The following is a 17,959-nucleotide window of genomic DNA, read 5'->3' on the forward strand; positions in this document are numbered from 1 at the left end:
TTTGCGTCACGCCTGATTCCGATGGAGCCCCCACCATGACTTTTGTTGTTACCGACAACTGCATCAAGTGCAAATACACCGATTGCGTTGAGGTCTGCCCTGTCGATTGCTTCTACGAAGGTCCGAACTTCCTGGTCATCCATCCGGATGAGTGCATCGACTGCGCACTGTGCGAGCCCGAATGCCCGGCGAACGCGATCTTCTCAGAAGACGAAGTCCCCGAGGATCAGCAGGAATTCACCGCCCTGAACGCGGAATTGGCCGATGTATGGCCTAACATCACCGAGAAGAAAGACGCGCTCCCTGATGCGGAAGAATGGGATGGCGTGCCAGACAAGCTGCAGTATCTCGAGCGCTGATAGCGCAACGCAAAAAGGCCAGTTCAAAGCTGGCCTTTTTTGTTTTCCGGGCAAATCGCAGGCAAAAAAAGGGGCGGTGTTACCCGCCCACTCTTCATTCCCTGTGTGCCATCCGTGTCCCGTCGTCCCGACGTTCCCATCCTGGTGTATCCCTGGCTCAGCATCCTGCCGAGCTGCACAATCCGTTGTGCATGGGTGAATAATACGGTTACAAATCGGCTCTGGATACCCCCCGCCGACCGCCCCCGAAGCGCTGCACAAAATGTGCTTATCGTTTTGAATCAACAGCTTAGCTGACATCCTGCGGCGAATAGCGGCAGTCGCTCACTACTCCTGTCTGCAAGCGCGTACATCCCCTGTAGGCAATCTCTTACAAACCAAACTTTGCCCATAAAAAAACCCGGTCCATTCGGACCGGGTCTCTGTGGTGCGTGCCGGGGGGCTGTTACATCATGCCGCCCATGCCACCCATACCACCCATGCCGCCCATGTCAGGCATCGCCGGCTTCTCTTCCGGCAACTCCGCAACCATGGCCTCGGTGGTGATCATCAGGCTTGCAACCGATGCAGCAGCCTGCAGCGCGCTGCGAGTGACCTTGGCAGGATCGAGGATACCCATCTCGATCATGTCGCCGTATTCACCGGTGGCCGCGTTGTAGCCGTAGTTACCTTCGCCGGCCTTGACCTGCTGAACCACGACCGCAGCTTCGTCGCCCGCGTTGGTAACGATCTGACGCAGCGGAGCCTCGATAGCCCGGCGCAGCAGGTTGATGCCTACGGTCTGGTCTTCGTTGTCGCCGGTCAGGCTTTCGATAGCCTTCAGGGTGCGCACCAGCGCCACACCACCGCCAGGTACAACGCCTTCTTCGACTGCAGCACGGGTTGCATGCAAGGCGTCTTCGACGCGGTGCTTCTTCTCTTTCATCTCGACTTCGGAGCCAGCACCGACCTTGATTACTGCAACGCCACCGGCCAGCTTGGCCAGACGCTCCTGCAGCTTTTCCTTGTCGTAGTCGGAGGTGGTTTCCTCGACCTGCTTGCGGATCTGACCCACACGGGCTTCGATGTCCACCTGGGTGCCAGCACCGTCGATGATGGTCGAGTTGTCCTTGTTGATCTGCACGCGCTTGGCCTGACCAAGGTGCTCGAGGGCTGCGCCTTCCAGGCTCAGACCGACTTCTTCACTGATGACGGTACCGCCGGTGAGGATGGCGATATCCTGCAGCATTGCCTTGCGACGATCACCGAAGCCCGGCGCCTTGACAGCCGCGACCTTGACGATACCGCGCATGTTGTTGACGACCAGGGTGGCCAGCGCTTCGCCTTCGACGTCTTCGGCAACGATCATCAACGGACGACCTGCCTTGGCGACCGCTTCGAGGACCGGCAGCATCTCGCGGATGTTGGAGATCTTCTTGTCGACCAGCAGGATGTACGGGTTGTCCAGCTCAGCCTGCATGGTTTCAGGCTTGTTGACGAAGTAGGGAGACAGGTAGCCGCGATCGAACTGCATGCCTTCGACGACGGACAGCTCGTTCTCCAGGCCGGAGCCCTCTTCGACCGTGATTACGCCTTCCTTGCCAACACGATCCATAGCCTCGGCGATGATCTTGCCGATTGATTCATCAGAGTTGGCGGAGATGGTGCCAACCTGAGCGATGGCGCGCGAATCGGCACAGGGCTTGGCCAGGTTCTTCAGTTCGGCAACGATGGCGGTGGTTGCCTTGTCGATGCCGCGCTTGAGGTCCATCGGGTTCATGCCGGCAGCAACGGCCTTCAGACCTTCGGTAACGATAGCCTGGGCCAGGACGGTAGCGGTGGTGGTGCCGTCGCCTGCATCATCGTTGGCACGCGAGGCGACGTCCTTGACCAGCTGGGCGCCCATGTTTTCGAACTTGTCTTTCAGTTCGATTTCCTTGGCAACCGATACGCCGTCCTTGGTGATCAGCGGTGCACCGAAGCTGCGCTCGATCAGGACGTTGCGGCCCTTCGGCCCCAGGGTTGCCTTCACGGCGTCAGCCAGGATGTTCACACCGGCCAGCATCTTGTTACGGGCGGGAATACCAAACTTAACTTCTTTAGCAGCCATTTTCGCTTTCCTTCGTTGAATTCGTTAAGGGATGCGTTGCGTCAACGATTCGATGATCAGTTGTCGAGCACACCGTAGATTTCGGACTCGCTCATGATCAGCAGCTCTTCGCCATCGATCTTGATGGTACTGCTACCGGAATAGGGACCGAAAACCACCTTCTCACCTTCCTTGACGGCCAGCGGACGAACATCACCGTTGTCCAGCAGACGCCCGGTACCTACAGCGATTACTACGCCGGTGTTCGGCTTTTCTGCGGCAGAGCCGGGCAGAACGATACCGCCAGCGGTCTTGGTCTCTTCTTCGCTGCGACGCACGACTACGCGATCGTGTAACGGACGGATTTTCATCGTTTTGGATCTCCCATATATATGTCAAATGCCGGTTTGCCGGCTGTTTCGAGTTAACGTCGAGTCTTGCGACCCGAAGGACGCCCCTTGCGGTCGCGTCACTGTCCTGCGCGGATCACCAATCCTGGTGCCCCGCGATAACTGGTGCAGGGTTAATGGGGCTGGCCAAAGGCTTTTCAAGGGCGCGGAGGCAAAAATTTTTCAATGCTTGTCGATCCGGGAGTCGGGCTCGTCGCGCTGTTCGCGGCTCTCCCACTCACCTTCGATCACATTGTTGTCACCGCGGCGGTACACCTTCGGGCCACCCGGCTCACCTGGGCCAGCCTGCCCGCGGTGACGCAGCGCGAGGATGAAGGCGACGACCGCGAGCGCATCGGTGATAACGCCGGGGAACATCAGCAGCAGACCGGCCACCACGCCCCACATGCCTGACTTGAGCACGCCGAAGGGGCTGCGGTTCTCCGCCATGCGCTCTTGCAGGCGCTGCAAGGTGCTCCAGCCGTGACGCTGGATAACTGCTACGCCAAGCAAACCGCTGGCCAGCACCCACAGCAGCGTGTAACCAACACCTATGCGCTGGCCGAGGATTATCAGTCCGGCCAGCTCGATCAGCGGGACGGCAAGTAGAAGAAGTCGAATCATTGCAACCTCGCGGGAACGGTAAAGATCAGGTATGGGGGCGACGGCTGCGAATTCAAGCATGCTCCGCCCGGCGGCAAGAGCGATACCGACCCGGGTATTCATTCCGTCGACGTTCTCATGCATGCTTGCGGGCTTTCCAGTCCGCATGGCAATCAGGAGCAGGAACATGCAAATCAAAGACAGCGTGATCATCATCACCGGAGGCGGTCAGGGGCTTGGCCGCGCGATGGCCGAATTTCTGGCTGCCAAGGGCGCCCGGCTGGCGCTGGTCGATCTGGGTCAGGATCGGCTCGATGAGTCGGTAGCAGCCTGCCGGGCAGCCGGCATCGAGGCGCGTGCCTACGTGTGCAACGTCGCCAACGAAGAGCAGGTGACGGCCATGGTTGCTCAGGTCGCGCAGGACTTTGGCGCGATCAATGGCCTGATCAACAATGCCGGCATCCTGCGTGACGGTCTGTTGCTCAAGAACAAGGATGGCGAGATTCAGAAGATGAGCCTGGCACAGTGGCAGTCGGTGATCGACGTCAATCTCACCGGCGTATTCCTGTGCACGCGTGAGGTGGGGGCGAAGATGATCGAGCTGGGCAATCAGGGCCTGATCATCAATATTTCGTCCATCTCGCGTGCCGGCAACATCGGCCAGTCCAACTATTCGGCTGCAAAGGCCGGCGTCGCGGCACTGACGGTGACCTGGGCGAAGGAACTGGCGCGCTACGGCATTCGCGTGGCCGGCATCGCGCCGGGCTTCATTGAAACCGAGATGACCGGAAGCATGAAACCGGAAGCACTGGAGAAGATGACATCCGGCATCCCGCTCCGGCGTATGGGCAAGCCGGCAGAGATCGCGCACTCGGCAGCGTACCTTCTGGAAAACGACTATTACACCGGCCGCGTCCTCGAGCTGGATGGCGGCTTGCGCCTGTAACAGCTCGCATGGGGCCGGCAGCGCCGGTCCCTACCAGCTTACCCCCAGACCAAAGCGATAGCGGATCTCATCGACGTTGGCACTGTTGGCACTGTCGACGTAATCCCACTCGGTCAGCAGGCTCAGCGAAGCCCAGTTGTTGAGCATGTAGCGCAAGCCAAGTTCGGCATCAATCACATAGCGGATCGACGGGTCGCCGGTAATCAGCGTCTCGGCGTTATGAAAGACCTCGAATCGCTTGCCCAGCATGTACCGGCGATAGTCCCACTCCAGACCAAGCGCATTGAACTGCCGCTCTTCCCCGCTGCGCTCGGTAAACCTGACGTGGTCAATACGGCCGGATGTTTCGAAGCGGCTGAGCGTCGTGTTCCACCACTCGTAACCCGGCCCCATACCGAACTGCGCGCGGCGGCGGATATCGCCGATTCGATCCCGCTGGTAATTCCAGGCGGTCTGCCAGAACCATTGCTCCTGGAAGAACCAGCCCAGGTCATATTCGGTCTGCCAGAAGTCGCGGTTCTTCACATCGTCGATGTAATAGCGCTCGAAGTTGCCGGCCAGTGAATGGCGCCAGTCACCATGGCGGATCCGGGTGTTGCCACGTAGCGCCAGGTCACGTTCATCCACCTGGCCCTGCTTGAGGAATATCGCAACGTCTGCGTTGCCTTCCAGCAACCAGTCCTTGATCAGCGGCTGGGGCGCCATCATCTGCTCGACGGAGGTCAGGCGCACTTCGTGAGCATCGGGCAGGCCATTGACCACCTGAATCTGCCCCGGAATGGTGGACGGTCGGATCGATAGCGCCCGTTCGGCTTCATCGGCCCGCTTGACCAGCAGCGGACGGTCACTTTCCAGCGTCCGCACCCGGGCGACATCAATGGTGACCTCGCCGGCGAACTCGGTAGTAACCACCAGTCGGCCCCTATCGAGTAATTCGATTCGTCCGGTTATCCTGTCGCCGTTGTCCAGCCAGACGGTATCGGCAATGGCTAATGGCGCAAAGACCAAAGCCAGCGCGGCAATGAGGCGGTAAAACATGGGACAACCTTGTGAGACGAATTCGACAAGAGCGCCATTATCCATGCCTGACATGCGATTACTACCCGCCACGGAAACGGATTGCCGAACGGTATCCGGCCCTGCAAAAGAAGCATTCTGGGCCGCGCTGTCGAGCATTCCAGCGGGTCGCGTATGCAGCTACGGCGTATTGGCAAGTCTCGCCGGACTCGGCCGCGGCGCGCGCCTGGCGGGTCGCTGGCTGGGGGAGTTGCCGCCGGGGTCGACGCTGCCCTGGCATCGGGTCGTCAACAGTCAGGGACGGTTATCGCTGCCGGCTGATTCGCCGGCTGGGCAGGAACAATTTCAACGGCTGGTTGCAGAAGGTGTTGTCATTCGCAACCGGCGCATCGACATGAAACGCTACGGCTGGCCGGACTGACCGCCCGTCTCTTTCAACAGGATTCCCATGACTGAAGACCAGGCCCGACCGGCCGAGCTGCCCAGCGAAGGCTGGCAGGTCTACCTCAAGCCGCGCGTTATCGGCATGCTGTTTCTCGGGTTCTCGGCTGGTCTGCCCCTGCTGCTGGTGGGCGGCACATTCGGTGCCTGGCTGCGCGACCTGGGAATCGAGCTCTCGGCCATCGGCTTTCTCAGCTGGGTAGGCATCGCCTACTCGGTAAAGGTGTTGTGGGCCCCGATAATCGACCGCGCTCCCGTCCCCATCCTCTCCCGCCTGCTCGGGCGCCGGCGTGCCTGGATGCTGTTGTCGCAGGTCGTCATTGTCGGCGCCTTGCTCGGCATGGCATTCAGCGACCCACGGGAGCATCTGGGTCTCATCGCCGTGTTTGCCGTACTGACCGCCTTCGGATCGGCCACACAGGACATCGCCATTGACGCCTATAGGGTCGAGGCAGAGGCCAAGCATCGCCAGGCTGCCATGGCAGCCACGTACGTGACTGGCTATCGCCTGGCGATCCTGGCAGCCGGCGCAGGTGCGCTTCACCTGGCGAGCATGGACAGCTGGACGCTGGCCTACACGGTCATGGCAGGACTGATGGGCATCGGTGTGGTGACCACGCTGGTGATCGCCGAGCCGTCTGTACGCATATCCGAACAGACCAGCCAGCTTGAGGAGCGTGTTCAGCGCTATCTTGCCAGCACCGAACATACCGGCTGGCAACGTGACCTGACCGCATGGTTCATTGGCGCGATGATCTGCCCGTTCGCTGAATTCTTCCAGCGTTATGGAAAGACGGCCCTGCTGATTCTGGCGTTCATCGCGACCTTCCGCATCAGCGACATCTTCATGGGCGTCATGGCCAACCCGTTCTATCTGGATCTGGGCTTTACCAAGGCCGAAATCGCCAACATCGCCGCCGCCTTCGGACTTGCCATGACGCTGGCGGGCGCAGCGCTGGGCGGCCTGCTGGTAGCGCGCTACGGTATTGCGCCAATGCTCATAGCCACCGCCTTCATGGCGCCAGCGACCAACATCGCCTTCGCCTGGCTAGCGCACATAGGCCCGCAGAGCTATGGGCTGGTGCTGGCGATCGTGGCCGATAACATCACCGGCGGATTGGCGATCTCGGTCTTCATCGCCTACCTGTCGAGTCTCACCAACACCGCCTATACGGCCACACAGTACGCCTTGTTCAGCTCGCTCATGACGTTGCCCGGGCAGTTCGCTGCCGGCTTCACCGGCCTGCTTGCAGCGAATGTGGGCTGGGTAGGCTTTTTCACGCTGACGGCGTTCACCGGCGTGCCGGCCATCGTGCTGGCATTTCTGCTGTTACGTCACGCTCACCCGGACCGTGCTCGCCGCCCGGGGATCGACTGACAGACCGTAACCGACACAAAAAAGGGCGCCCGAAGGCGCCCTTTTCATCACGACGATCGGTTAGAAGTTGTAACCGAGACCCACGCTGTAGAAGATCGCGCCATCGTCGTAGCTGTCACGTGCATCGCTGCCGCTCTTGAACAGGAACTGATATTCCATCATGCCGGTGATGAAGGTGTTGTCCTGGACCCAGTATTTGATGCCGATTTCAGGCCCACCCATGAAGGTCTCATCGACCTGCTCGCCGTACAGACCACCGATGCTGGCGCCGATAAACGGACGAGCCGGACCGTCTCCGAACATGTAGTCGTAGAACACGCGGGTCGAACCGTCGAACATGACGCTCTCGCCTTCGCTGTCACGCGCGTTGATGGTCTGACGCACGCCCCACAGGGAGCTCTCGCTCAGATATTGACCCCAGCTGCCCTGGACTGACAGCACGGTGCTGTCGAAATCCTTGTCGCTGCTGCCGGCACCACTCAGGGTGATTTCCTGGCCGCCAGTCATGGGTTCGGCCATTGCCATGGCAGGGACCATAGCGGCGACGAGCATCGATGTTTTAAAAAGGTTTTTCATGAGGTTGCCCCTCTCACTATTGATTGGTAGGCGCGACACCCAATTGCATCGCTGTACCAAGTGACAAGCCTCACCCTGACGCGTTCAACCTATATCGACGCTTTTCTGACGGACGTACCAAATAACACAAAAAAACCCAGCTAAGGCTGGGTTTTTATTGAGTTTATACATTCCTTTACCGGTCGTCGGCGACGGCCTCGGACTGCAGGTACAAGGTCCGCTGCGGGAACGGTATGGTGATACCTTCCTCGTCGAATCGTTCCTTGGCCAACTCGATGATGCTCCAGTAGACGCCCCAATAGTCCTCGGTCCTGGTCCACATCCTCAAGGAGAGATCGACCGAGCTCTCGCCCAGCGCTACCAGCCATACAGCAGGCTCAGGATCCTTCATCACTCGCTCGTCCGCCTGGGCCAGACCAAGCAGAATCTCGCGCGCCTGCTTGACGCTGTCACCGTAGTCGATTCCGATGTTCAGATCGACCCGACGGGTGGGCTGGCGAGAATAGTTGATCACATTGCCATTGGACAGACTGCCGTTGGGCACGATGATGGTCTTGTTGTCAGGACTCTTGAGTACGGTGTGGAATATCTGGATGCTGTCCACCGTGCCTGCCACGCCCTGAGCTTCGATGTATTCACCGGCCCGAAAAGGACGCAGCATCAGGATCAGCATGCCGCCAGCGAAATTGGCCAGACTGCCCTGCAAGGCCAGACCCACTGCCAGGCCGGCAGCACCGATCAGCGCGATGAACGAGGTCGTCTCGACGCCGATCATTCCGGCGACGCTGACCACCAGAAGAATCTTCAGCCCGAGGCCTACCAGCGTGCCGATAAAACCATGCAGGGTGCGATCTACTGCGCGCTTTTCCAGCAGCGCCTGAACGCCGGAAGTGAACCGGCCGATAATCCACCAGCCGACCAGCAGGGTCACCAGAGCCAGCAGCACCTGACTACCGTATTGCAGTACCAGCGGTAACCACGCCTCTTGTAGTTCCTCCAGCTGGACGATCACATCATTCATCAGTCTTCCCTTTTATAACCTGTGTATCCTGCGCCGCTTCAGTCACGAAAGTTGTTGAACTGCAACGGCATCTCGAAATCGGCCCCACGCAGCAGCGCCATGGCTTCCTGCAGATCGTCCCGCTTCTTGCCGGTGACCCGTACCTGCTCGCCTTGAATAGCCGCCTGAACCTTGATCTTCGATTCCTTGATGCGAGCAACGATTTTCTTCGCCAGCTCCTTGTCGATGCCTTCTTTGAGCACGACATCCTGCTTCACCTGCTTGCCCGACGCAAACGCATCCTTGATCTCCATGCACTGGATATCGATCTTGCGCTTGGCCAGGCTGAGCTTGAGGATTTCGAGCATCTGCTCGAGCTGGAAATCAGCGTCGGCCGTGATGTTGACCGTGAGATCTTTCTCCTTGAATTCGAATTCGCCCTTTCCGCGCAAATCGTAGCGACGGTCGAGCTCTTTCATGGCATTGTCGACGGCATTGGTGACTTCGTGTTTGTCCAGTTCGGACACCACATCGAAAGATGGCATGCGTTACCTCGGATTTAGTGTTTTTTTATGACAAAACCAGCAAAAGAACGGATATGCTCGTGGCATTATAACGACATTTGCCAGAGTCCAAGCTGCAGGGAGCAAAGCTATGCCCAATCCACAACTCAGCATCATGGTGGTGGACGATACCAAGTTCAGTAGTGCGGTCATAGGTCATAACCTGACCCAGGCCGGCTACGCGGATATCCGCTTCGCCAGCTCTGCCATGGACGCGCTGACGATGCACGAGCAGCGTCCTGCCAGCGTCATGGTGGCTGACTGGCTGATGCCCGAAATGGATGGGCTCGAACTGACCACACGGGTCAGGCAGGCCGACGAACAGAGCGGACACTACACCTATGTTGTTCTGCTTACCGCGCGCGAAGGTGACAATGTGCTCGGTGAAGCCTTCGACCGGGGCGTTGATGACTTCATCAGCAAGTCGTCCATGAATGAACAGCTTCTTCCGCGGATATTCGCTGCCGATCGCACCACGCAGTTGATCAACCGTCTGCTCGACGAAAACCGCCTCCTGGCCAGCAACAATGCCCAACTCGAATCGCACAATATGGTCGACAGCCTGACCGCGCTGGGGAATCGGCGTTATCTAGTGCAGCGGCTCGAAGATGCGATTCGCAGCATTGATACCCGTGGGGGCGCCTGCTGCGTGCTGGTACTTGGCGTGCAGAACCTTGATGAAATGGGTGGCCGCTTCGGCGAGGCAGTGCAGACCGAGCTGCTGCGTGGCATCGCCCGGCGGCTGCAACAACTGGTACGGCCGACCGACGTCATCGCACGGGTCGGTTCGAACACCTTTGCCATCGTCACCCTGGCCGACGACCCGCACGACTGCAAACCGCAGAGTTTCCGGCGGCTGCATGACGGATTGAACCTGAAGGCGTTCAAGACCAGCGAGGGTTATCTGTCGGTTCGTGCCGGGATGGCCGTTGGCGCTGTCAAATCGAATCAGGAGCTACCTGAGGCCGAGCAGCTGCTGAGCTCGGTCGAGCAGCATCTGGAAGAAGCCTACGCCACCAATCTCATCACCGAAGTGCGCCGGCCGCTCACTGTCTGATGTTTCACGTTCTCGGTGCCGGCAGCCTGGGCCTGCTCTGGGCAGCCAGGCTGACCGCCGCCGGCCTCGCGTGCCGAATGATTCTGCGTGATGGTGAAGCGTCGGCGAAATGGCAACGCCTGGGTGCATCGGTCAGCCTGCGCGATTCCGCAGGCGAACAGGTTTTCACAATTCCGGCTGAGCCTGCGATGTCATCAGGGCCGATCGACCGACTGGTGCTGGCGACCAAGGCGTATTCGGTAACCGATGCGCTGCGCAGCATCGCCCATCGACTGCATCCGTCCAGCGATATCCTGTTGCTGCAAAATGGTTTGGGCTCACAACAGGCCGCGTGTGACCTGCTACCTGCGCAAAGGATCCTGTTTGCAAGTGTGACCGACGGTGCCTGGCTGGCCGACAGCCAGACCGTGATCTGGGCCGGCAAGGGATTGACGCGCGTGGGTGACCCGCGTGGCCTTCCTGAGCCGGACTGGCTTGCGTCCCTGCGCGCCAGCGGCTTCACCTGTCAGTGGGAGCCAGACATACTACCGGTGCTGTGGGAAAAGCTCGCAGTCAATTGCGCGATCAACCCGTTCACGGCGCTTCATGATTGTGCCAATGGCCTGGTGCCAGCCAGGGCCGGCCCGCGCCTGCCGAGCCTGCTCGATGAGTTGCAGCAGTTGCTTACGGCGAACGGCATGCCCGACGTCGCGAGGCGCCTGCCCCGGACCGTACAGGATGTGATCGAGCGAACCGCTGCCAATAGCTCTTCCATGCGCCAGGATGTGGCCGCGGGCAGACGTACGGAAATCGACTACCTGCTGGGATTCGCCTGCCGCTCCGCATGCGAGGCAGGCCTTTCGCTTCCTCATCTGGAAGCGCTTTACGCCGATCTGCTTTCACTACTGGCTTTCCGAGGACTGCCCAGTCGGTGAACCCTAGGCGTAGCGGTACTTTATCGCTAGGCTTGCGCTTTGCATCGTTCAGTCACTGGAGAGCAGGCGCACATGGGATTCAGATTAAGCAAGGTGTACACCCGCACCGGCGATACCGGCGAGACGGGACTGGCTGATGGTCGGCGGCTGGGCAAGGACCATCCCCGTGTGGAAGCCATGGGCAGCGTGGACGAGCTGAACAGCCAGATCGGTCTACTGCTCGCCGCGCTGCATGCACCGGAGCTGAAGCCGGTTCGCCAGACACTTGAGCCTGTCCAGCATCGGCTGTTCGACCTGGGTGGAGAACTGGCAGTACCTGGTCAGCAGATCATCGACGCCGCTGACGTTGCGGCGCTGGAGGCGGAGATCGATGCGTATAACGCCGAGCTCGAGCCACTGAAGAATTTCATTCTGCCCGGGGGTTCGGAAGCCATAGCGCTGGCACACCTGGCACGCAGCGTCTGCCGACGTGCAGAGCGACGCTATCTGACGCTGGCCGGGCTGGAAGATGTCAATCAGCAGGCCCGGATTTACCTCAATCGGCTATCGGACCTGCTGTTCGTGATCGCGCGTTCGATAGCCCGGCTGCAGGGCACTCCTGAGGTGCTCTGGCAGCCCAAGCCCCGCCCCACCGGCGAGGCTTGAGCCGCTGCGGAGTCAGACGCGGAATGCGCTGATGATCCGCTGCAACTCGGTCACCAGCTGCGTCATCCGGCCGCTGGATTGCTCAGCCTGCACCGCACCGGCGGCGGTGCGTTCGCCTGCATGGTTGATCTCCACGATATTCTGATCGATATCATGGCTGACCGCCGTCTGCTCTTCGGCCGCAGCGGCGATCTGCTGGCTCTGGTCGACGATCAGATTGACTGCACTGAGGATATTGTCCAGCGCGGCGCGCACCTTCTGCGAAGCGTCGACCGTGGCACTGGTCATGCTGTGACTGCTGCCCATGGCCTTGACTGCAGCGCCCACGCCGTCCTGCAGCCGTACGATCATCTGTTCGATTTCTTCGGTCGATTGCTGGGTGCGGCGCGCCAGTGTCCGCACCTCGTCGGCGACCACAGCGAATCCACGGCCCTGCTCTCCGGCCCGCGCAGCCTCGATCGCCGCATTCAAGGCGAGCAAATTGGTCTGTTCGGCGACGCCCTTGATGACGTCCAGCACACGACTGATCGAGGCGCTGTCGTCGGCCAACCGGTTGATCACCTTGACCGAGTTGTCGATTTCCCCAGCCAGCTTTTCGATACCCTGCACGGAGGAAGCGACCAGCCTCTGTCCATCGAGGGTTTCGGCATTGACCCGCTCGGCATTGGTCACCGCCAGCGCGGCACTGCGCGCAACCTCCTGCGAGGTAGCGGCCATTTCGTTCATCGCAGTAGCGACCTGCTCAATCTGGCTGCGTTGTGAAGCGACGGCCTGGCTGCTCTCTGCAGCGACACCTTCGACCTGACGCGACTGGTCCTGCACCTGTCCGGAGGTTTCACTGACCTGCTGAATCAACCCGCGGATGCGGCTGACGGTATCGTTGAACTCGCGGGCAAGCGCGCCCAGCTCGTCCCGGCTGTCGACCTCGACACGCACGGTCATGTCGCCGCCGGCTACCTGGTTCATCAGAGCAGACAGTCGGCTCAGCGTCCGGCGGGTCGCGACATAGAAGCCGAGGTACAGATAGACGATCAGTGCAAGCACCACCACCAGGGCAATGATCAGTCCGACCATTGATTGAGTGTTCTTGCCCAGACGTTGATCGAGCACCAGCTCCAGCGAGTTGAAGATTTCCTGATTCAACGCGTAGGTCTTGTCGATCTCACCGGTGATGGTCTGGAAATAGGCCGACCAGCTCCCTTCAAGCGCGTTGGCAAGCACGATTTCCTCTTCGAACAGCACCTGGCTGGCTGCCAGGGTCGCCAGACTCTCCCGCGCCACCGGCTGCAACGACGCCAACGCCGGATCTGCCAGCGCGAGTCCGAGAATCTGCTCATAGTCCGCCGAGAGTCGCTGAAGCACCTCGATCAGGTCATCCATAGCGCGACTGGCATCGGAATTGAGGTAGCCCAGCCCCATTGAATAGGCGCCGACGGCACGGCCCTGGCCGATCGCCTGGGTCACCTGGGGCGTGACGTTGATCAGTAGATCGTTAAGTTGACGTACGTTGCGATCATAGTCCTGCGGCAGCCCGGCATAGGCAGCGGCAAAGCTCAGCAACGAAGCGGCTTCGCCGAACGCCTGGGCCGACAGCGACCCACGGTTGCGTACCGACTCCGTTCCGATACGGGTGTAGCTGGCTACCAGCTCGTCACGCTTGGCGATGAGGTCCCGCGTGCCCTCACTACCCGGATCCAGGGGGAGTGCCTTGAGCGCATCAACCACCTGATTGCGCAGCGTCTGTGTGCGGCTTTCGAGTTCCGCCGCATGCTCGCCCTGGCTGAGCTGATCGAGGACCATGTCCAGATCCCGCAGCGTCTCGGCATCACGGAGCAACTGGCTGGTCTGACGTAGTAACGCCATGCTGTCCAGCGCGTGCTGGGTCATCTGCACGCGCTCATAGGCCTGCTGAACCACCATGCCGCTGATGATGATCAGGGGCACGAAGCACAGCATGCTGATCAGACAGAACTTCATCCCGTAACCGAGCCGGTTCATCAACGCGATCGCTGGCGCCAGAAAACTCATCACATCCGCTCTCCTCGTAATTCTGTCGCGCCGGCTGACTGGGAAAACCGGACGGACGGGTTGCCACGCGCCAATGCTGACGGGGCGGCAGGTCAATCTCTAGACGAAGGCTATATGATGCCTTATCGCCATCAATCGGATTGTCTCATACTGATGCTATCGGCGGCAGCGCAGGGTTCTTTAGCCGACGAGCGAGAGGAAAGCGATGAAAACCGCCCACACCAGCAGGGCGTACAGGAGTAGCCGGCGGGTGGCTGAGAAATGCGACGTGGCTTCGGCGACCGGGCCCAGCGAGGCTTCGATCAGCTCGCCGACCACCTGGCTGGATGGGGTATCCCAGTCGGTGAAGCGGCGACGCAGACATTCCCACGTCGCCCGGAACCGCCCTACCACGGCCAGACTCATTCCCAGCAGGCGTAGCGGCAGCCAGTCAAGCGCCTGCACCGCCTCCGCGGCAGCCGTGCTCCCGTCTCTGGCGCGCTCGCTTGCACTGCGGGCAAGTGCGTAGCCCAGCGCGGCAACAGGCCCCAGCAACAGGTACCAGAACGCCGGAACGAAATAGCCGCGTAATGCTTCAAGCCCGAGATGCCCCCGTACCACCTTGCCGAGCTCCTCAGTGTTTTCGGCCCGAATCGACCAATCCCGCTCGGCTATGAGCGCAGCAGCCTGTTGATCGCCGCGCTGCCAGGCGCGCTCGATCGAGCGGCTCATCGCACCCAGAGGGTCCTTGCGACTGACGCAGGCCAGCAGCATCACCACATGCAGGGCGAGCGTAAGCAGACCGTAGGCCACGCCCTCAATCAGCCAGAGTGCTGCAATCAGCAGTAACAGCGGGAGGGCGACTGCCAACCCGAGCCAGATCACCGCGAAGCGAGGCCGGCCATCTGCCAGATCCGCTGACTTGTCGACCCAGCGTCCGACCGGGTCTGAAGGCAACCCGGTGCGCCAGGGCGTGCCCCAACAGACCAGCGCCGTGATGCACAGCGTCAGAAAATTCATCAGCGACCGGTCTCGTTGTGCGGCCGGGGCAGTGAACACAGATAGCGGCGCCAGTCGAAACACACGCCCGGATCGGTCTTGCGGCCGCGTGCGATATGCTCGTGTCCGGTAACCCGGTAGGGCGTAATCTCGGGAAAGCGGCGCATGAGCGCGTCGCTGAGGCGGGTTAGCGTGGCGTACTGTTCATCGGTGAACGGCGTGTCGTCCGTTCCCTCCAGCTCGACGCCTACGGAGAAGTCGTTGCAGTCCGGACGCCCGCCATGGTGCGAAGCCCCGGCATGCCAGGCGCGATCCAGGCAGGAAACGAATTGAGTGAGACTGCCGGTACGCTCGATGAGAAAATGCGCGGATACGCGAAGCGCAACGATTCCGGCGAAATAGGGATGAACATCCGGATCGAGATGGCCGGTGAAGAATTCCTGCACATGGCCACCGCCGAACTGACCCGGCGGCAGGCTGATATTGTGGATCACCAGCAGCGAAACCGTCTCGCCTACCGGACGCTCATTGAAATGCGCTGAGGGACACCGCAGCACCCCCTCGACCCAGCCATCGTCCGCTACCTGCATCATACCCGTCTGCCGCCAAGCAAAAGCCTATGCTAGCAGGCGGCGATGCAGGACGCATCTGCCTGTCAGGTACGGGTGGACTGCAGCTTGCGCAGATTGCCGATGACCGACTCCAGCGCCCGGTCGAACAACTGGTTGTCATTCAGCAGACGGACCAGACCGGCGTCATAATGGCGATGCAGCGCCGGCTGGGTGAACTCCGCCACCTTCATGCCGTTACGATTGACGAAAATGTACTTGCCGCTGAAGCTGATGATGGCCGCGAGCTTGCAGCGCTGCGCCGGCTGTCCTTCGGCGATCACCAACTCGAACCACGAGCCAGGGTGCAGAGCATCGACCCAGGCAGAAGCGCTGACGCTCGGCAGATCATCGATAGTCTGTACTTCCGGCTGAGCAGGGGGCGCTTCCATCACTGGCTCGGCTACCAGCACAGGCTGGAAGTCGGCCTCGACGACCTTGTTCACCGGCGGGGTCGGAGCAACCTGCGTCTCCACCGCAGGCTGCGGCTCGCCAGCATCGGCAAGGTAAGACGGAGCGGGCTCGGCAAGATCGGCCGGCGGCGAAGTACGAACAACCTGGCTATCTGCCACCGGCAGGATGCTCTGCTGGAGCAACGCCAGGCGATCGAGCAGCGGTGCACTCTGAGCCTCGTCCTGACCAATCAGTAGCAAGCCATTGCGCAGGGCACGGATCACCCGCTCATTGAGCGCGACGCGCTCGGCTGCACTGCTGCTGCCCAGAGGCTCCACCGAGTCGAGGGTGCGCCTGGCAGTAGTGACGACATCCTTCCAGGCTGAGGAGTCAGCACCTTCCCGGAGCCAGGTGATCTGCATGACCGGGCTCCAGGTGTCTCGGAGCAGGTCGACAACAAACACCGGCAGCGTCCGGCCGACCATCAGTCGGTTGAGCTCCAGGCCCACCTCGCGCCGCGCAGCGTCGACCTTGGCGCGGCCCTCTTCGGCATCACGCGTGCGCTGTTCGAGACGCTCGGAGCGGCGCTGCTCGACACGAACGAAGTCCGCGAGCTCATCGTGCATCCGCTCGAACACCTGAGAGGTCGGCGCAGGATCATCGAGCAGCTTGCCAACGATGCCTTCGAGGAGGTTGTACAACTGATCCTTGCGCAGATCGTCCTGATCGCTCCAGCCCATGGTTGCGCGGGCTATCTCGTTCAACAGCCGTCGAGCCGGGTGGCCCGATCGATTGAAGAAACTCTTGTCGGCGATGGCAACGCGCAACAGCGGCAGCTGCAGACGCCCGACCAGTGCCTTCAGCGCAGCGGGCAAATTCGGGTCATCGAGAATGAAGTCGAACAGCATGGAAACAAGACTGATGACGTCGTCGTCTACCCGCGCCACGCTGCGCACCTGTCCAGTCTCGTGGCGCTGACGGTCTAGAGCCTGATGCAGGCCCTGGCGAAGATCGCGGATCGAGCGCGTGCCGCTGTTCTCGCCCGGCAACCGGGACAGCAAGCCGAGCAGCTCCTGAGTCTGCATCGGCGTACCGCCGCTGGAGCCAAGGCCGGAGAGTGCCACATCGCCGCTGGCGTGGCGCCAGCTGCCGATAAGCTCGCTGAACATGGACAGCACTTGCTCGTTATCGCCACCGGTTGCAGCACCCTCCCCGCCAGCGCCCTGTCCACGGCTGCCGCCGTGTCCGCTTCTAGCCGGCTGCGCCGGGACGCCGCTGAGTTTCAGGTCTGGCATCACACCGGCGCCGATCAGCAGACCGTTGGCGTCTTCATAGAGGTTGTCGACACGGTTGAGCACATAGCGCTCGAAGAGCTTGAGGACGATCAGCTTGACCTTGATGTTCAGACCCAGCGGTGCGTAGCCCTGTACGAAAATGTCGGCAAGCGAACCGGGCCCTAGCGGATTGCTGCGGTCGTCAATCTGCGACTTGATCAGACTGTTCATGCGCGTTGCCAGATGACTGAGCGCGGCGCGGTTACGCAGTGACGCGCGACCGACCATGCCATCCAGAGCCACCGTCTGCTCCAGGTCATCGTGCTGAACGAGTGACAGGCTGTCGAGCTCAAATGCCGAGCTAGCCGGCGGCTGGGGCCGCTCGCTCTGATTCATCTCGTCGAGCAGCGTCATGAGACTATTCAGACAGGTGCGCTCAAGCGCATGGCGCTGCAGGCGAATCTGCCGCATCGCCTCGAAGTACATGGATTGTTCGGTGTTGCTGCCGGCCTTGTCGGCCATTTCAAAAAGACTGTCGTCGGCGTTATCGAACAGCTCGCCAAGCGCAGACTTGAAGAACACCAGGGCGTGCTCACGGACCGGAACCAAAGGTGCTGGCAGCTGCAGCGCACGGCCACTGCCCATTCCCGCACGATTATTCCCTGGCGCGATGGGAACGACTTTCCGATCCTGTGTCATGACTGATCTCCGGACAAGTGTCA

General features: G+C 60.8%; 18 protein-coding genes. 7 read left to right on the plus strand and 11 right to left on the minus strand.

Annotation, left to right across the window (positions count from 1 at the left end; genetic code table 11):
• Nucleotides 1-35: 35 nt before the first annotated feature.
• Nucleotides 36-359, plus strand: coding sequence for a ferredoxin FdxA (gene fdxA, locus KEM63_RS12560; protein WP_093394281.1), 324 nt, complete (start codon nt 36-38; stop codon nt 357-359).
• Nucleotides 360-804: 445 nt separating this feature from the next.
• On the opposite strand, the gene groL is transcribed toward fdxA, so the two are convergent.
• The 3 genes from groL to KEM63_RS12575 all read right to left on the minus strand — a co-directional run bounded on the left by groL (nt 805) and on the right by KEM63_RS12575 (nt 3,440).
• Entirely contained in the window at nt 805-2,448 is a 1,644-nt protein-coding gene (gene groL, locus KEM63_RS12565; protein ID WP_223652136.1) for a chaperonin GroEL, read from the minus strand.
• Between the two features lie 56 nt (nt 2,449-2,504).
• On the minus strand, nt 2,505-2,798 hold the full coding sequence (locus tag KEM63_RS12570) for a co-chaperone GroES (RefSeq protein ID WP_093394287.1): 294 nt from the start codon (nt 2,796-2,798) through the stop codon (nt 2,505-2,507).
• Nucleotides 2,799-2,999: 201 nt separating this feature from the next.
• Nucleotides 3,000-3,440 carry an FxsA family protein gene (locus KEM63_RS12575; RefSeq protein ID WP_223652138.1) on the minus strand — a complete coding sequence of 147 codons (441 nt, stop codon included), beginning with the start codon at nt 3,438-3,440 and terminating at the stop codon, nt 3,000-3,002.
• 166 nt (nt 3,441-3,606) lie between these two features.
• Here KEM63_RS12575 and KEM63_RS12580 point away from each other — a divergent pair, with 166 nt between their 5' ends.
• Nucleotides 3,607-4,365: an SDR family oxidoreductase gene (locus KEM63_RS12580; RefSeq protein ID WP_223652140.1), complete on the plus strand. Its 759-nt coding sequence runs from the start codon at nt 3,607-3,609 to the stop codon at nt 4,363-4,365.
• Between the two features lie 30 nt (nt 4,366-4,395).
• On the opposite strand, the gene KEM63_RS12585 is transcribed toward KEM63_RS12580, so the two are convergent.
• Entirely contained in the window at nt 4,396-5,403 is a 1,008-nt protein-coding gene (locus tag KEM63_RS12585) for a DUF481 domain-containing protein (RefSeq protein ID WP_223652142.1), read from the minus strand.
• A gap of 52 nt (nt 5,404-5,455) precedes the next feature.
• On the opposite strand from KEM63_RS12585, the gene KEM63_RS12590 reads away from it, so the two are divergent.
• Entirely contained in the window at nt 5,456-5,803 is a 348-nt protein-coding gene (locus KEM63_RS12590; RefSeq protein WP_223655881.1) for an MGMT family protein, read from the plus strand.
• Nucleotides 5,804-5,830: 27 nt separating this feature from the next.
• Nucleotides 5,831-7,201, plus strand: coding sequence for an AmpG family muropeptide MFS transporter (locus KEM63_RS12595; RefSeq protein WP_223652144.1), 1,371 nt, complete (start codon nt 5,831-5,833; stop codon nt 7,199-7,201).
• A 60-nt stretch (nt 7,202-7,261) separates the two neighbouring features.
• Here KEM63_RS12595 and KEM63_RS12600 read toward each other — a convergent pair whose 3' ends face one another.
• From KEM63_RS12600 to KEM63_RS12610, 3 genes are all read right to left on the minus strand, one after another.
• Nucleotides 7,262-7,777 (minus strand): hypothetical protein, encoded by a 516-nt coding sequence (locus KEM63_RS12600; RefSeq protein WP_223652146.1) that lies wholly within the window; start codon nt 7,775-7,777, stop codon nt 7,262-7,264.
• A gap of 175 nt (nt 7,778-7,952) precedes the next feature.
• Complete coding sequence (locus KEM63_RS12605; protein WP_223652148.1) at nt 7,953-8,798, minus strand: mechanosensitive ion channel family protein; 846 nt, start codon at nt 8,796-8,798, stop codon at nt 7,953-7,955.
• A 38-nt stretch (nt 8,799-8,836) separates the two neighbouring features.
• Nucleotides 8,837-9,322, minus strand: coding sequence for a YajQ family cyclic di-GMP-binding protein (locus KEM63_RS12610; protein ID WP_223652150.1), 486 nt, complete (start codon nt 9,320-9,322; stop codon nt 8,837-8,839).
• A gap of 109 nt (nt 9,323-9,431) precedes the next feature.
• Here KEM63_RS12610 and KEM63_RS12615 point away from each other — a divergent pair, with 109 nt between their 5' ends.
• From KEM63_RS12615 to KEM63_RS12625, 3 genes are all read left to right on the plus strand, one after another.
• A complete protein-coding gene (locus tag KEM63_RS12615; protein WP_223652153.1) occupies nt 9,432-10,397 on the plus strand; it encodes a GGDEF domain-containing response regulator in 966 nt (321 codons plus the stop codon).
• Entirely contained in the window at nt 10,394-11,311 is a 918-nt protein-coding gene (locus KEM63_RS12620) for a 2-dehydropantoate 2-reductase (protein WP_223655882.1), read from the plus strand. The genes KEM63_RS12615 and KEM63_RS12620 overlap by 4 nt, the downstream gene beginning before the upstream one ends.
• Nucleotides 11,312-11,383: 72 nt before the next feature.
• Nucleotides 11,384-11,956, plus strand: a complete 573-nt coding sequence (locus KEM63_RS12625; RefSeq protein WP_223652155.1) for a cob(I)yrinic acid a,c-diamide adenosyltransferase — start codon at nt 11,384-11,386, stop codon at nt 11,954-11,956.
• A gap of 12 nt (nt 11,957-11,968) precedes the next feature.
• On the opposite strand, the gene KEM63_RS12630 is transcribed toward KEM63_RS12625, so the two are convergent.
• The 4 genes from KEM63_RS12630 to KEM63_RS12645 form a co-directional block, all read right to left on the minus strand.
• Nucleotides 11,969-13,987, minus strand: a complete 2,019-nt coding sequence (locus KEM63_RS12630) for a methyl-accepting chemotaxis protein (RefSeq protein ID WP_223652157.1) — start codon at nt 13,985-13,987, stop codon at nt 11,969-11,971.
• 177 nt (nt 13,988-14,164) lie between these two features.
• Nucleotides 14,165-14,983, minus strand: a complete 819-nt coding sequence (ampE, locus tag KEM63_RS12635) for a regulatory signaling modulator protein AmpE (protein ID WP_223652158.1) — start codon at nt 14,981-14,983, stop codon at nt 14,165-14,167.
• Nucleotides 14,983-15,555, minus strand: a complete 573-nt coding sequence (gene ampD, locus KEM63_RS12640; protein WP_223652159.1) for a 1,6-anhydro-N-acetylmuramyl-L-alanine amidase AmpD — start codon at nt 15,553-15,555, stop codon at nt 14,983-14,985. The genes ampE and ampD overlap by 1 nt, the downstream gene beginning before the upstream one ends.
• 62 nt (nt 15,556-15,617) lie before the next feature.
• Nucleotides 15,618-17,936, minus strand: coding sequence for a DUF1631 domain-containing protein (locus KEM63_RS12645; RefSeq protein WP_223652160.1), 2,319 nt, complete (start codon nt 17,934-17,936; stop codon nt 15,618-15,620).
• Between the last annotated feature and the right edge of the window lie 23 nt (nt 17,937-17,959).

Source organism: Halopseudomonas nanhaiensis, from assembly GCF_020025155.1.
Classification (GTDB): Bacteria; Pseudomonadota; Gammaproteobacteria; order Pseudomonadales; family Pseudomonadaceae; genus Halopseudomonas; species Halopseudomonas nanhaiensis.

Bases quoted from the DNA above. Each gene is read 5' to 3' on its own strand.
- fdxA (WP_093394281.1), top strand. From the start codon at position 36: ATGACTTTTGTTGTTACCGACAACTGCATCAAGTGCAAATACACCGAT.
- groL (WP_223652136.1), bottom strand. From the start codon at position 2,448: ATGGCTGCTAAAGAAGTTAAGTTTGGTATTCCCGCCCGTAACAAGATG.
- KEM63_RS12570 (WP_093394287.1), bottom strand. From the start codon at position 2,798: ATGAAAATCCGTCCGTTACACGATCGCGTAGTCGTGCGTCGCAGCGAA.
- KEM63_RS12575 (WP_223652138.1), bottom strand. From the start codon at position 3,440: ATGATTCGACTTCTTCTACTTGCCGTCCCGCTGATCGAGCTGGCCGGA.
- KEM63_RS12580 (WP_223652140.1), top strand. From the start codon at position 3,607: ATGCAAATCAAAGACAGCGTGATCATCATCACCGGAGGCGGTCAGGGG.
- KEM63_RS12585 (WP_223652142.1), bottom strand. From the start codon at position 5,403: ATGTTTTACCGCCTCATTGCCGCGCTGGCTTTGGTCTTTGCGCCATTA.
- KEM63_RS12590 (WP_223655881.1), top strand. From the start codon at position 5,456: ATGCGATTACTACCCGCCACGGAAACGGATTGCCGAACGGTATCCGGC.
- KEM63_RS12595 (WP_223652144.1), top strand. From the start codon at position 5,831: ATGACTGAAGACCAGGCCCGACCGGCCGAGCTGCCCAGCGAAGGCTGG.
- KEM63_RS12600 (WP_223652146.1), bottom strand. From the start codon at position 7,777: ATGAAAAACCTTTTTAAAACATCGATGCTCGTCGCCGCTATGGTCCCT.
- KEM63_RS12605 (WP_223652148.1), bottom strand. From the start codon at position 8,798: ATGAATGATGTGATCGTCCAGCTGGAGGAACTACAAGAGGCGTGGTTA.
- KEM63_RS12610 (WP_223652150.1), bottom strand. From the start codon at position 9,322: ATGCCATCTTTCGATGTGGTGTCCGAACTGGACAAACACGAAGTCACC.
- KEM63_RS12615 (WP_223652153.1), top strand. From the start codon at position 9,432: ATGCCCAATCCACAACTCAGCATCATGGTGGTGGACGATACCAAGTTC.
- KEM63_RS12625 (WP_223652155.1), top strand. From the start codon at position 11,384: ATGGGATTCAGATTAAGCAAGGTGTACACCCGCACCGGCGATACCGGC.
- ampE (WP_223652158.1), bottom strand. From the start codon at position 14,983: ATGAATTTTCTGACGCTGTGCATCACGGCGCTGGTCTGTTGGGGCACG.
- ampD (WP_223652159.1), bottom strand. From the start codon at position 15,555: ATGATGCAGGTAGCGGACGATGGCTGGGTCGAGGGGGTGCTGCGGTGT.
- KEM63_RS12645 (WP_223652160.1), bottom strand. From the start codon at position 17,936: ATGACACAGGATCGGAAAGTCGTTCCCATCGCGCCAGGGAATAATCGT.